The organism is Silvanigrella sp., assembly GCF_044369315.1.
In the GTDB taxonomy this organism is placed as follows: domain Bacteria; phylum Bdellovibrionota_B; class Oligoflexia; order Silvanigrellales; family Silvanigrellaceae; genus Silvanigrella.
The window spans coordinates 1-12,935 of record NZ_JBIPMD010000077.1; the positions used below are offsets into that span (position 1 = coordinate 1).

The 12,935-nt window shown below is 32.4% G+C and carries 15 protein-coding genes; 9 read left to right on the forward strand and 6 right to left on the reverse strand.

Annotated elements, in window-relative coordinates; genetic code table 11:
- Nucleotides 1–320, forward strand: a 320-nt coding sequence (locus ACIQ56_RS08200; RefSeq protein WP_397600585.1) for a hypothetical protein, incomplete at its 5' end; no start/stop codon positions are given.
- Between the two features lie 60 nt (nucleotides 321–380).
- Complete coding sequence (locus tag ACIQ56_RS08205) at nucleotides 381–1,025, forward strand: hypothetical protein (RefSeq protein ID WP_397600586.1); 645 nt, start codon at nucleotides 381–383, stop codon at nucleotides 1,023–1,025.
- Here the strand turns inward: ACIQ56_RS08205 and ACIQ56_RS08210 are convergent.
- From ACIQ56_RS08210 to ACIQ56_RS08220, 3 genes are all read right to left on the reverse strand, one after another.
- The gene (locus tag ACIQ56_RS08210) at nucleotides 1,022–1,237 is read right to left on the reverse strand and encodes a hypothetical protein (RefSeq protein WP_397600587.1); all 216 of its coding nucleotides are present in this window, start codon (nucleotides 1,235–1,237) and stop codon (nucleotides 1,022–1,024) included. The two genes, ACIQ56_RS08205 and ACIQ56_RS08210, sit on opposite strands and share 4 nt — an antisense overlap.
- 66 nt (nucleotides 1,238–1,303) lie before the next feature.
- Entirely contained in the window at nucleotides 1,304–2,950 is a 1,647-nt protein-coding gene (locus ACIQ56_RS08215; RefSeq protein WP_397600588.1) for a peptide ABC transporter substrate-binding protein, read from the reverse strand.
- A gap of 149 nt (nucleotides 2,951–3,099) precedes the next feature.
- The gene (locus ACIQ56_RS08220; RefSeq protein WP_397600589.1) at nucleotides 3,100–3,501 is read right to left on the reverse strand and encodes a TraR/DksA family transcriptional regulator; all 402 of its coding nucleotides are present in this window, start codon (nucleotides 3,499–3,501) and stop codon (nucleotides 3,100–3,102) included.
- Nucleotides 3,502–3,721: 220 nt separating this feature from the next.
- Between ACIQ56_RS08220 and mmsA the strand changes: the two genes are divergently transcribed.
- From mmsA to ACIQ56_RS08235, 3 genes are read left to right on the forward strand one after another with little or no spacing between them, the layout of a single operon-like run.
- Nucleotides 3,722–5,200, forward strand: coding sequence for a CoA-acylating methylmalonate-semialdehyde dehydrogenase (gene mmsA, locus ACIQ56_RS08225; RefSeq protein ID WP_397600590.1), 1,479 nt, complete (start codon nucleotides 3,722–3,724; stop codon nucleotides 5,198–5,200).
- Nucleotides 5,201–5,218: 18 nt separating this feature from the next.
- The gene (locus ACIQ56_RS08230; RefSeq protein ID WP_397600591.1) at nucleotides 5,219–6,466 is read left to right on the forward strand and encodes a GTP cyclohydrolase II; all 1,248 of its coding nucleotides are present in this window, start codon (nucleotides 5,219–5,221) and stop codon (nucleotides 6,464–6,466) included.
- A complete protein-coding gene (locus tag ACIQ56_RS08235) occupies nucleotides 6,459–7,703 on the forward strand; it encodes a DUF1688 family protein (protein WP_397600592.1) in 1,245 nt (414 codons plus the stop codon). The genes ACIQ56_RS08230 and ACIQ56_RS08235 overlap by 8 nt, the downstream gene beginning before the upstream one ends.
- A gap of 20 nt (nucleotides 7,704–7,723) precedes the next feature.
- Here the strand turns inward: ACIQ56_RS08235 and ACIQ56_RS08240 are convergent, their stop codons facing one another.
- From ACIQ56_RS08240 to ACIQ56_RS08250, 3 genes are all read right to left on the reverse strand, one after another.
- Entirely contained in the window at nucleotides 7,724–8,083 is a 360-nt protein-coding gene (locus ACIQ56_RS08240; RefSeq protein WP_397600593.1) for a TlpA family protein disulfide reductase, read from the reverse strand.
- A 12-nt stretch (nucleotides 8,084–8,095) separates the two neighbouring features.
- Nucleotides 8,096–9,091 (reverse strand): hypothetical protein, encoded by a 996-nt coding sequence (locus ACIQ56_RS08245; RefSeq protein WP_397600594.1) that lies wholly within the window; start codon nucleotides 9,089–9,091, stop codon nucleotides 8,096–8,098.
- A 178-nt stretch (nucleotides 9,092–9,269) separates the two neighbouring features.
- A complete protein-coding gene (locus ACIQ56_RS08250; RefSeq protein WP_397600595.1) occupies nucleotides 9,270–9,587 on the reverse strand; it encodes a hypothetical protein in 318 nt (105 codons plus the stop codon).
- A 56-nt stretch (nucleotides 9,588–9,643) separates the two neighbouring features.
- Between ACIQ56_RS08250 and ACIQ56_RS08255 the strand changes: the two genes are divergently transcribed.
- The 4 genes from ACIQ56_RS08255 (at nucleotide 9,644) to ACIQ56_RS08270 (ending at nucleotide 12,882) form a co-directional block, all read left to right on the forward strand.
- Nucleotides 9,644–10,441 carry a hypothetical protein gene (locus ACIQ56_RS08255; protein WP_397600596.1) on the forward strand — a complete coding sequence of 266 codons (798 nt, stop codon included), beginning with the start codon at nucleotides 9,644–9,646 and terminating at the stop codon, nucleotides 10,439–10,441.
- A 43-nt stretch (nucleotides 10,442–10,484) separates the two neighbouring features.
- On the forward strand, nucleotides 10,485–11,765 hold the full coding sequence (locus ACIQ56_RS08260; protein ID WP_397600597.1) for a hypothetical protein: 1,281 nt from the start codon (nucleotides 10,485–10,487) through the stop codon (nucleotides 11,763–11,765).
- The gene (locus tag ACIQ56_RS08265) at nucleotides 11,762–12,349 is read left to right on the forward strand and encodes a hypothetical protein (protein WP_397600598.1); all 588 of its coding nucleotides are present in this window, start codon (nucleotides 11,762–11,764) and stop codon (nucleotides 12,347–12,349) included. Before ACIQ56_RS08260 ends, ACIQ56_RS08265 begins: the two co-directional genes overlap by 4 nt.
- 167 nt (nucleotides 12,350–12,516) lie before the next feature.
- The gene (locus tag ACIQ56_RS08270) at nucleotides 12,517–12,882 is read left to right on the forward strand and encodes an RNA recognition motif domain-containing protein (protein ID WP_397600599.1); all 366 of its coding nucleotides are present in this window, start codon (nucleotides 12,517–12,519) and stop codon (nucleotides 12,880–12,882) included.
- Nucleotides 12,883–12,935 lie beyond the last annotated feature (53 nt).

The following is a 12,935-nucleotide window of genomic DNA, read 5'->3' on the forward strand; positions in this document are numbered from 1 at the left end:
ATGATATTGGAAATTTATTATTGCCACACTCTCCAATAACAGCATCTCAAATTTCAAAAATTTTCTCACCTGATTTTAAATCAGAAAAATTTCAAGTTGATATATTAAAAAATTGGATTAATCCTTCTCCAGGCGAAGGAATAAAAAAAGATATTGAAAATTTATTAGAAATAGGGGTAGATTTTGGGCTATTTTTTAAAATTCCAAGTGGAAATAAATCTTTTTCATATGGTTTAAGCGAAAATGGTTTAAAAATTATCAAACCTTTTCATAAAGTTTTAACCGATACTATTCTTTCAAGTTCTATTGACCATTTATAAATGGAATATTAGTTTAAGCAAATTGAATAGGATTATCCTATTTTAAGCTTGAGGTTTAGTATGCCACGTCCCGTTATTGATCACTCTGAAACAAACGAATATTTTACAATAAAAGTAACAAAACCGAGCCTTCGTTATATCGATTTTTTTTTAAAACTGAAATCTGCTGCAAAACTTATTGATACAGAATTTTATCCAAATGCAAAAGAAATTTCCGAAACTCAGGGTGCATTTGAAGCCGTCAGGCACAAATTAAAATTAGATTATAATGATGAATCTATTGCTATTCTTGTTGTTGGTGATGGTTATAATCCAAGAACGGGGTATTATATTGCCAATATGACAAAATGGACTATTTTTTCAATTGATCCTGCTATGGAAAGAGATTATGATAAAATAATTGAAAAATTGAATGATAAAAAAAATATAAACATCATTCCTAAAAAAATTGAAGACTGTTCTTTACTTTTAACTTCTTTTCAAAAAATAGTTTTATTATTTGTGCATTCACATGCAAGTTTAAAAGAAACAATCAACTCCATTCAAATAAATCCCAAATCAGAACTTCATGCGGTTTCCATGCCCTGTTGTTTTGATGATGATTTAGGAATTCCCTATGATATAACCTATGATGATCCATATGTTATTTCTGTTCACCGTTCTTTATTTATTTATAAAGATATTATGAGACATTTTTTAACTTAATTACTAAATGCTTTTGAAATTGCATCAATTACTTTTTCTCTATCAATTGATTTTTTATTGGATTGATCTTCTTCTTCTTCAGGATAGATTTTTAATTCTTTTTGAATAGCTACAAATAATGAAGTTTTTTTACTAACTTGAATTGATAAAATACCAAACCAAATCACTCCAAAAAACATAAATATAGCAATGTATTTTATAAATCCGCCCATGCTTTTAAACTCCCTGCACATTATCGTGACTAAAGTTTAAAAGCTTAATGTCAAAGGAGTGACTTATTATCTTTGTTCATGATCTTTTATATATAACTCAAAAGATTGAGTAGAGTCTTGTGGATTTTTACCAGTATAACCCCCAACATGTTTCTTTACCAAGTGGGTAGTTACAGCAGAATATAAAGGAACAATAGGATAAGTATTCATCATTAAAGCAGAAGCCTCTTCAAGAATTTTTTGCCTTTTCTTTAAATCAAGTTCTTTTTTTGCTAATTTCAAAAGCTCATCATATTTTGGATTTTTAAATTTGGAAGTATTCATTTCACTATCTGATCTTGATAAATCTGCAAATGTATTCGCATCATTATAATCTGCGATCCATCTATTCCAGACCACATCAAATTCACCTTTATTTCTTGAATTTAAAAAGACTTTCCACTCTTGATTTTCGGTAACTGCATTTACTCCTAAAGTTTGTTTCCACATAGATGCAAGTGCTAAGACTAATTTTTTACTATTATCATTAGTATTGTATAATATTGTAATATTTAAAGGCTTATCCGCTGAATATCCAGCTTCTTCATATAATTTTTTTGCTAATTGAATTCTGTCTTGAATGGATTTATCACTCCAATCATATTTAAACTGATTATAATTTTTTGTCCCTATAGCAACAATATCATAGATAGGCTTTTCCCCTCTCATTGTTACCTTCTTTGTTATGATTTCACGATCAATGACAAGAGATAATGCTTTACGCAATTTAATATTATCTTTAAATGGTGGTTTATCTAAATTAAAACTAAACCAATAAGAAGTTAAAGCGGGGTTTGTTTTAACTTCATCTGTTAACTTTCTTTTTAAAGAATCATATTTATCCATAGGTATTTCATTTGTAATATCTAATTGACCTGCTTCATACATTTGCTCTTCTGATGTTAAATTTTGGGTTGGATAAAAATGAACTTCTTCAATTATAGTTTTTTTCGCATTCCAATAATTTTGATTTTTAACCAAAGTGATTTTATCACCAACTTTCCAATATTTTAAAATATAAGGACCCATTGAAACTAAATTACCGGCTTGAAAAAATTGATCTTTCTTTTTATCCATTGCATTTTTATTTGCTGGTACACAATTACTTAAAGTTAGAATTTCAAATAAATAAGGAGTAGGTTCATTTAGAGATATTTGCAAAGTATAATCATTTAATGCTACCACACCTAGTTTATTTAAAGGCTCTTTTCCTGCACTTATTAATTCTGCATTTTTAATTGAGGATACAATAAAAGCATAAGAAGATGCGGTTTTAGGATCTACAAGTCGCTGAAAACCATATACATAATCATGCGCGGTAATAATATCTCCATTTGACCATTTTGAATTTTTTCTTAAATGAAAAATATAGGTCAATCCATCTTTGCTAATAGTCCAATCTGTAGCACCTGCTGGCTTTAATATTCCTTGAGAGTTATAACGAACAAGACCTTCAAAAACATCTAAACCTACATTTGCAGCCTGAACATCTTCAATTTTTTGTGGATCAATAGTTGGTATTTCAGCACCATTTCCTCTATTTAAAACTTGATTTTTAGATAACTTAACACCATTTGGCAAGTCCGCAGCATAAGAGAAATTTAATAAAATAAGTGACAATGGCAAACATAATAAATAGCTTTTATTCAAAATTTTTCTGAAATTCTGAGACATTAATATCCCCTTATGAATTGTTTTATAAATGAATGGATTTTGAAAATATCATTAATATAAAATGCAGTCCAGAGAAGAAATGTTTCATATAAAAAAAACCTCTAAAGAGAAATCTCTTTAAAGGTTTTTTTAAATACTCATAAATAAAATCAATTTGCTCTTCTTCCCCTTTCAAGATCTTCTTGATGGCGTAGAGAATAAAGGACCCAGGGTTGTATTTGCAAACGTTTAAATCCGATTGGATCTCCCGTTCCTTCACATAGTCCATAGGTTCCATCATTGGCTTCAATTTTTCTTAGAGCTTTTTCAATTAAAGCAATTTTTACTCTATCAGCTTCTGCAAGTTTCATATTTACTTCTTGATCTGTTTCTACAGATGCTAAGTCGGTTTCATCAGATATATCATCCCGACTTATTTCATAGGCTCCTTCATTTTTACGTGCAACTTCTTTTGCATAGAGCTCATCACGCAATTTTGTAAGTAAAGTTTTGAGTTGACTTACTTCCGCTCGAGTCAGCTCTTGTGGTTGAGAAGGCATTTTAGGCGGCATCGTTTTTTATTCTCCTACACAACACTGATACCAAAAATAACGTTGGTATGACTTTATTGGATGCAAATTAAAACATCAAATGTCTGAATTCGCCTTTTTATTAGTGGGCTGAATTTACCGCACCGGAAAATTGACATACACTAAATTCTCACCAATAGTCTAGGGATAGTACGCATACTCTTTTTGTTCAGCAAAGCCAAGGAAAAAGGATAAAGATCTTATGTCCTCTTCAAGCACAAGCCCAAAGATTGTAGAATGCCTTAATTTTATTGAAGGAAAATGGGAAACTCCCGATGAAAAATTAGGGGTCATATTAAGTCCTTTTACTGGAAAAGTGATTGCAAATACTTACCGAAGTACATTAAAAACAATTGATAAAGCAGTTCAAACTTCAAAAAATGCGCAAAAAGAATGGGGACAGCAAAGCTATCGTGACAGAGCTGTTGTCATGAATCAATTTAAAGCATGGCTTCTCGATAACATGTCCATTTTGTCCCAAACAATAAGCAACGAGTGCGGAAAACTTCCTCAAGAAGGGCGCGATGGCGTTTTAAAAGGTGTTGAGATCATTGAATTTGCGATAGGACTTCAAAATCATGATCCCCTTATAAAAATGACAGTCTCAAAAGGCATACAATGTGAATACAGAAGAGAGCCTTTAGGAATTGTAGCAGGGATCACACCAAGTAATTTTCCTGCCATGGTGCCCATGTGGATGTTTCCTATTGCCATCATGGTTGGGAATGCTTTTATCTGGAAACCTTCCGAAAAAACAGCAATGACATCTTTGCTCATTGCAAATGCTCTTAAAGAATGTGGATTACCAGATGGAATTTTAAATGTTGTTCAAGGCGATAAAGTAACAGTAGATGCTCTTTGTGATCATGAAGACATAAAGGCAATTGGATTTGTGGGCTCTTCTCCTGTTGCAAAATATGTTTATACACGATCAACGGCAAATGGAAAAAGAGCTTTAACTCTAGGAGGTGCAAAAAATCATATTTTTTTAATGCCAGATGCTCAAAAAGAACTTGCCGTGGACGGAATTTTATCCTCTTTTTCAGGTTGTGCTGGACAACGCTGCATGGCAGCAAGTGTATTATTGTCTGTTGGAGAAACCGACTCCATTATTCAAGAAATAGCAAATAAAGCTGAAAAGTTTCAAGCAAGCAAAGACATTGGAGCAGTCATAACGAAACAGTCTTTGGATCGATTAAAAAATGCAATTGAAAAGTCTACTGCTGAAGGTGCTAAAATTCTTGTAGATGGACGTAAGGTAACAGTACCAGAAGAATATTCTGGTGGAAATTGGCTTAACCCAACAATATTAGATCATGTTGATCCTCAAAGTTATTCTGCAAAAGAAGAATTATTTGGTCCGATTTTATCCATCATACGTTGTAAAAGTTTGGAACAAGCTATGAAAATAGAAAATGCAAATCCTTATGGAAATGCAGCTTCTGTCTTTACTTCTCGTGGAGATATCGCGGAATATGTTTCTGCAAATGCAAAAGCGGGAATGATAGGAATAAATATTGGTATTCCTGTGCCAAGAGAACCTTTTTCTTTTGGAGGAATCAATCTTTCTAAATTTGGACATGGAGATATCACGGGCGATGGTGGTATAGAATTTTGGAGTAATCGTAAAAAAGTAACAACAAAATGGTTTCAAATCACCAATCAAAATTGGATGTCCTAAAAGAATTAGGAGTAAAAAATGACAAGTAATGGTCACGTATTATTAACTTCACATCCTGCTAGCATTTTTAAACACGCCGCTCCTCTAAATTGGGGAGAAGCAGACCCATTATTAAGAGGCCCCGTTGTTGCCTCATTAACAACCCGCGAACATCGAAATTCCATTGGTACTCATAGTGGAAGTTATACCGTTTACCGTGCCTTAGCAAATGCATCTGGTGCCTTGACTATGGAACATAAACCAGATTTAACAAACACATCTCCTGTAATAAATATTGGTCCTTTTCCTTCTTGGGAAGATCCAGAAAAAATAGTTAGTCTAGACCCTTGGGGAGCAAAAGTTGGTGAAGTTTTTAAATCTTTTTTTGATAAAGGTTATGACATAAGGCCAACAATTGCTATTACAACTGCTCATATCAATATGCCAGAAATTTCACAAGCAATTGAAGTTGGTAGACTTCATATAGATGATAAAATTATATCTAAAAATAAAGACGTTTTAGTAACAAAAGCAGCGATTGATCCTGTTTGGTTTTTACCAGGAATTGCAAAAAGATTTAATGTCTCTGAAGGCGATTTAAGAAGAGTATTATTTAATCAAACGGGTGGAATGTTTCCTGAATTAATTACACGGCGTGATTTAAAAGTGTTACTTCCTCCAATTGGCAGTACAAGCGTTTATATTTTTGGAGATGTAAAAAACGTTTCCGATCTTTCGAAAAAATTAACGGTTCGTATTCATGATGAATGCAACGGTTCCGATGTTTTTGGTTCCGATATTTGCACATGTAGGCCATATTTAACTCATGGAATTGAAGAATCTATTCGTACTGCACAAGAAGGCGGTTCAGGATTGATTGTTTACTTTAGAAAAGAAGGCAGAGCTCTTGGTGAAGTAACAAAATTTTTAGTTTACAATGCAAGAAAACGCCAAGAAGGTGGTGATAGTGCCGCCACTTATTTTCATAGAACGGAATGTGTTGCAGGGGTTCAAGACATGCGTTTTCAACAACTCATGCCTGATGTATTGCATTGGTTAGGAATTCAGCGCATTGATAATCTCGTTTCCATGAGTGATATGAAATACAATGCTATTGTAGAAAGTGGAATTGAAGTTGTGAGAAGAGTTTCTATACCAGATGAATTGATTCCGCCGGATGCCCAAGTAGAAATGGAAGCTAAAAAAGCCGCCGGTTATTTTACAGAGGGAAAAACAAAAAGTGTCTCCGAACTTAAAAAAGTGAAAGGGCGCAAATTAGATGAATAAGCTTATGAATGACTTTAGCGGTGATATTCACGATATTGAAAATATTTTTTCACCATTAACAATAAGAAAAAAAGCACATGAAATATTTAATTTAGCTTTATCTGGTAACACCAATTTCATTGTTCATATGGATAAATTAGATGAAGTTTCTAAATTTGTTACTTCTGTTACTTTAGAAAATTATCCAAATTTAAATATTCCTTTTCATTCACGATGGAATCATTTTAATGTAGGAAATTTTGATAGATTAACAGAATTAAAATTAGCACTGACTCGTTTTACAACAAATCAAAGAACAAAATCAAAATTAGACCTAGTTGTTTTAAGCGTTTTATTAGATGCTGGAGCAGGTATTCGTTGGAAATATTCTGAAAAAAATACAGGAAAAGAATACACACGTTCAGAAGGCCTTGCTGTTGCTAGTTTAAGAATGTTTTTAGCGGGATTATTTTCTTCGGAAAAAGAAAATCCTTATCAAGTAAATGCAGAACGTTTAAAATCTCTTACTTTAGAAGAATTTGCGCAAGGACTTCAGGTTACCGAAAAAAATTCTTTAATTGGAATGGAAGGTCGTTTAAAACTTCTTCAAAATTTAGGGGAAACACTTTTAAAAGATAGTGATATCTTTGGAAGTGAAAATCCTCGCATTGGAAATTTACTCGATTATTTACAAGAAAAATGCCCAACAGGGAACGTAACAGCAACTCAAATATTACGAACAATTCAACAGGGACTAGGTTCTATTTGGCCAGGAAGAGCTTCTATCAATCAAATTAATTTGGGAGACGTTTGGTCCTACAAAGCATTAGGAGAAGGAATTTCTTCATTAGTTCCTTTCCATAAACTTTCTCAATGGCTTTCCTACTCCTTATTTGAACCATTAATGGAAGCAGGTTTTACCATTTCTCATATAGATGCCTTAACAGGGCTTGCCGAATACCGTAACGGTGGATTGATTATTGACACAGGGTTAATTACTTTAAAAAATAAAGATGACATTGAAAAATTGCATCATCCGGGCTCTCCTTTAATTATTGAATGGCGCGCATTAACCATTGCATTACTAGATGAAATTGGAAAAAAAGTAACAGAATTATTAGGAAAAAAGTCTTCCGATTTTCCACTTGCTCGAGTTTTAGAAGGTGGAACTTGGTGGGCTGGAAGAAAAATTGCAGCGCAATTAAGAAAAGATGGAAGCCCTCCCCTCAAAATTGAAAGTGATGGTACTGTTTTTTAATATCTCAACCGAAATTTAATTTATGGAATTAATATTTTTTTGGGCACCGATTTCACTTTATATTTTTTAGCTAACAATCTGTCTTTATCAAAAATACATTTGTGATCTATTTTTAAAGATTTTAATGATATATCACCTTTTCCAAGAGAATCAAATGTATTAATTAAAATATAATTCTCATTTAGGTCATCTTTTATTTTTAATAATTCTTCTTTACAATCAGAGCACCATGATGAAAAAAATACCAATTGAATATTTTTTTTTCCTTCAATATTTTTCATAAAATGATTTAAATCTACAGGCTCACATAAAGCATAAGATAAACTAGAATTCAAAAATAAAATAACGCTTAAAAATTTTAAAATAAAATTATATTTCACAATCTACCTTTTTTAAAAAAATGTTCTTTCATAGGCAACTAAAGCAGAGTTTGAAGTCGTTTGATTTGAATTTGTGTAAGGCCCTAAGTTCCCATCATAAGCGCCACCAATGGTATAGGTAAAGCGAAGAGTATCCAAATCTGTTACGTTAAATTTAGCAAGAAAAAATGCCGTATTGGATTGTGCTGGAGAAATTGTTTTTGATGTTTGATCTCCAGAAGAATTTTGTAAATAAATTTTTTCTTCACCAATATAATCGAGAATCATCCCTGCCTGAATAGAAAATTTATAATCGGTAAAAGCGTGGCCAACAGTAAGCACTGTTGTATATTGTAAATCACGAGAACGTTTTGTTTGACTGAGTCCACCGCCAAAATCATTGCCCGGATTTCTATTAAACGAATAAGTAACTAATTGACTCGCACCAAATTGAATCATTGGCATTCCCCACCAAAAATCAATTCCTCCATTTGTTTGGTGAAATCCATTACCTACGGTATCAACAGCACCGCCGTCTCGATCAACCATATTTTTTGCTAATCCAGGCTTGTATCCTGCCATTATTTGTATTTGAGGACGATAAATATTGTCCATTCCCATGTTTACTAGATTGTATCTACCAGAAAGAATAGGATCTCCTAATAAATATCTTGTTTTTGTGCCGCTTGCATAATTCATTGTATCGGCCGGACCTTCATTTTGAATCACAGATCCTGTTAAAGTAACAAAAGAATTTTCACTAGTTCTATAACCAACAGCAAGAGTTAAGGTTTTTCTTGAGGACAACATTTTATTTGCTGTTCTTGTTGTTCCTGAAGATCCATAACCGCCATAATTCATGTATCCAAAATTCTGAGATATTCCTAAATACATTTTTAAATTTTCATTTGGATTTAAAACAAGAGGAGCTGTTGCGCTTGATCCACAAGAAGAACAAGCAAAAGAACTTTCTGCAATAAGTCCAGTTAACAAAATAGATCCTAATATACTTATCTTTTTAAAATTCATTACAAAAACCCTTACATAACAATAATAGAATATAAATATAATAATAAATTTAAGTTATTATTTTATTTATGCTCTTAAGTATGGGTTCTTTTCATAAATTTCAATAAAACAAGCTGAAACAAATTGTTGCGGCAGTATGCTATTTTATTACTAAGTATTGATATTAAAAAGATAAAAATTATTTATCTTCTGGAAAAGAACTACTAAAGGTATAGTTATAAACAGTCATATTTTCATTAAATCGAATTGTAAAATCTTTTGTTTGGCTTTCAGAAAAAAGAGAATACTTATAATATCCGTAAGAATACGTTTTCATTCCAGAATCATACCCAACACGATAAGGCGGGCCAAATGCTTTTTCAATTTCATTTTTTGTAGTAACATTAGGTTTGATCCAGTTCACCACACTTGGAAATTGATTTCCAACAGTTAAGCATGAAGTTGTCGTTAAAGAAACAGCTACGAGCATGTTTAAATATAAAGTTTTTTTTAGCATAGATCTGAAACTCCGTTAACTATAATGTTTATCTTCTTTACAAAGGTAGATTCCAATTGAAACAATTTACACTTTTTTGTTTCTTAACATTCTTTATAACATTTTCTGCCCATGCTCAAAGAGGGAGTGACTTTATTGAACAAAGCCCTCCTGTACAAACTCCTTTAGGTTTTTTTTCTGGTTACTTTGACACAGGAACAGTTCCAGAAAATCGTTTTACTTTTGATCTACCGCTCACTGGATTAGATTATGGATTAACCGATAACTTCACAATAGGAACAAATACAGCTTCAACTCTTGTTACTTCACTCACATGGAATCCTTTTTTATTTTTAAAAGCAAGATACCGTTTCTTTAGCAACAAGTCTATAAGTTCAGTAATAACTGGTTACTTAGGATATTTTTTATTTCCTTCTTCTAGTAGTAATCCTGAAAATACGACTTGGTTAATTAATTTTACAAACAATACTTCCTATTTTTTTAACTCGAATAATATTTTAACCTTTCATTTTAATACACTTAATTTTAGTACTAAAAATGGGGATTCAAGTGATAAAAAATATTTTAAATTATCCTTGAATACCATTGCATTTGGATTAGGTTATCAAACTTTTTTTACGGACAGGTTTGGTTTAGAAGGACAATTTTTGTATTCACCTTACTTTAGCATTTCATATGATGATCCTGCACAGCAAACTTCTTTAGACTTAAACACAAACTCACAATCGATTCCTTTTTTTATTCGTATTTTAGTGAATTATAAAACAGGGAAAGAATCAAACTTAAGTTTTGGATATTGGAATTTTACTAATTTAGTTTCAGGTCCTTGGCTAGGATGGCAAGTTTTATTTTAAAAATTTAAATAAGAAATAAATTATTTTAAAGGAGAATGATATCTTGATCCAAAAGAAAAAAGCTTTTAAATTATTTATTATTTTTACTTTATTTGTTTTTATGAATAATTGTACGAATCAAGAAAAAGCTCCAGGACCACCTTATACTGCTGAAGTTTTACAAATGAATAGCATGTCATCTACCCAAAAGCGATCTGAAGCTCCTACATTTAAATTTGATAAAGCAACTTTTACTTGGCTTCAAGATCTCAATTCATTAAATGGAAATTATTTTAATTTTGTCTTTGGCGGGATTTTAAAAGCAAGTTATGTATCAGGATCCATTGTTGCTGCTAAAAATTTTGAACAATCTAAAGATTTAAATTTAAGATATCAAGTTAAAAATGGTGTTGTTGTTCCAAAAGATTATTCCACTTTAGCGATGCTTTCTTCTTATTATCAATTTGATGTTGTCGCAAATAATATCCAAACCATGACTGGATATTCTATCGATACTATATTTTCAAAATATGGGAAAATTCGAATCTTTTTTGAACCAAAAATTATTTTAGAAACCGATGGCAGCACCATTCAATCCTCTGGAAAATTAAATGCAGCTTATGTTCCAGGAGCGCATCAATTTATCATGTTTCAAAGATCAAATTTGGAAAATATTCCTCTTGCCGCAAATTTACAGGTTATTGCACATGAATTTGGACATTCTATTTGGGAATTGGCATTTGATAATGGAAATTCTCCTGATTGTGACAGATTAAATCAAGAATTTGTTATTCGAGGATTAAATGAAGGATTCGCAGATATGAATAGTTATACTTTAACAGGAAGTACAAATATTCTTCAAAATAGCATTGATTTCGGCAACGGAGGAACCCAAAGAAATTTTTCTACCATCACGTTTACTTATAATGACATTGCGGGAGGAGTAGCAGATACTTCTAATTCCATGTGTGAACAGAGTTTTTATTGTATTGGTACTTTATTTGCAAATGCTCTATTTAATGCGCAAAAAAACTTGGGTTACGACCAAACTTCTTTATCAGGAAGTTTAGCACGTGGTACCTTTATGACTTTAGTTACAAACGCTCTTAAAACGACAAAAAGTAACATGAGTAATTTACCAAGCAGCAACTTTAGTGACTATTGCAAGCCAAGTAGTGGTGACAGCAATAATTCTTTATATAATGGACTCATTTTAGGTTCTTTTTTTAATTCCTTTTTAACTCAAATCGGATCAGGTGCAACACAAACTCAAATTTGTACACAATTAAAAGCAAATTTTGGATCTGTTGGTTTTCCAAGCACTTATCGTGTAGGTTGCACATGAAAAAACGAAAATTTTTATATTTATTTTTCATTTTACTTCATTTTTTTATGGCTAAATCTTGTTTTGCAGATAAAAAAAACTTTCACTTGGCGGTTGGAGGTGGGGCAAGTTTTTATGTTCGGCAAGAATATGGAGAATCTACATTTACACAAATTGCTCCTGAAATTGTCACATATGGATATCTCCCCCTATATAAGAGCATATGGTTTCGACCTGGCTTTCGAATGAATTATTCTTGGCAACAACCTGATATGCCTAAAGCTTTAAGAATTGAAGAAACAGATTTTAGATATTCTCTTGAAACAGGTATTTTATATGATTGGATTGTTATTCCTAGCTTAAGCTATTCTTTTGGTTACATTTACAGACAAACAAAATTTACAACACAGTATCCTATAACTTATGCCTTAGATGATATTTCGGGTACTGAAAATATCCCTTTTTCTCAATTTCAATTAGGCTTAGGATTTCCAATACTTAAAGGATTAATTGTTTTTGAACCCTTTATTCGATACATAATTGTGCAAAACGACAAAAGATACAAATGGGGTTATGGCTGCGAAGCTACTTTTTTAATCTTTTAACTAATTATTACGACTGATTTTTTCTACTGCAACATTTTTCTCTTGCAAGTAAACACGTTCCGTGAAACACTCAAGACTGAGAATACTCCGTGCGTCTTGAAAGTTTTCAGAGCCGCCGATTGTCTCAAAGTTTTACTGTTCGATACAACGCGTGGCATGGGGCTTTTGTGTTTGATCGGCACGTGTACAATTCAACTGGAGATCCTGTGGGTACCAAGTTATACGTAGGCAATTTGCCTTTTTCAGCAACAGAGAATGATATCGCAAGCCTTTTTGAAAAAGCAGGCAAAGTAGCTTCTGTTCGCGCTGTAATGGATCGCGAAACTGGCCGTTTTAAAGGTTTTTGTTTTGTCGAAATGGAATCAAAAGAAGATGCTGATAAAGCAATCGAAATGTTTAATGGTAGTGAGCTAAACAATCGCCCTATGGTTGTTAACCCAGCACGCCCTCCAGAACCACGCAACAACCGTGGCGGATTTAACGGCGGCGGACACCGTGGTGGTGAGCGTCAAGGACGTCCACCTCGCTATTAATCAGCACAAAAGCCAAATTTTTTGATTTTTCTTAAAATTGGATAGCCTCGTTA

Coding starts and splice junctions, on each gene's coding strand:
- mmsA (WP_397600590.1), top strand. CDS start 3,722: ATGTCCTCTTCAAGCACAAGCCCAAAGATTGTAGAATGCCTTAATTTT.
- ACIQ56_RS08230 (WP_397600591.1), top strand. CDS start 5,219: ATGACAAGTAATGGTCACGTATTATTAACTTCACATCCTGCTAGCATT.
- ACIQ56_RS08215 (WP_397600588.1), bottom strand. CDS start 2,950: ATGTCTCAGAATTTCAGAAAAATTTTGAATAAAAGCTATTTATTATGT.
- ACIQ56_RS08220 (WP_397600589.1), bottom strand. CDS start 3,501: ATGCCGCCTAAAATGCCTTCTCAACCACAAGAGCTGACTCGAGCGGAA.
- ACIQ56_RS08250 (WP_397600595.1), bottom strand. CDS start 9,587: ATGCTAAAAAAAACTTTATATTTAAACATGCTCGTAGCTGTTTCTTTA.
- ACIQ56_RS08235 (WP_397600592.1), top strand. CDS start 6,459: ATGAATAAGCTTATGAATGACTTTAGCGGTGATATTCACGATATTGAA.
- ACIQ56_RS08265 (WP_397600598.1), top strand. CDS start 11,762: ATGAAAAAACGAAAATTTTTATATTTATTTTTCATTTTACTTCATTTT.
- ACIQ56_RS08205 (WP_397600586.1), top strand. CDS start 381: ATGCCACGTCCCGTTATTGATCACTCTGAAACAAACGAATATTTTACA.
- ACIQ56_RS08245 (WP_397600594.1), bottom strand. CDS start 9,091: ATGAATTTTAAAAAGATAAGTATATTAGGATCTATTTTGTTAACTGGA.
- ACIQ56_RS08210 (WP_397600587.1), bottom strand. CDS start 1,237: ATGGGCGGATTTATAAAATACATTGCTATATTTATGTTTTTTGGAGTG.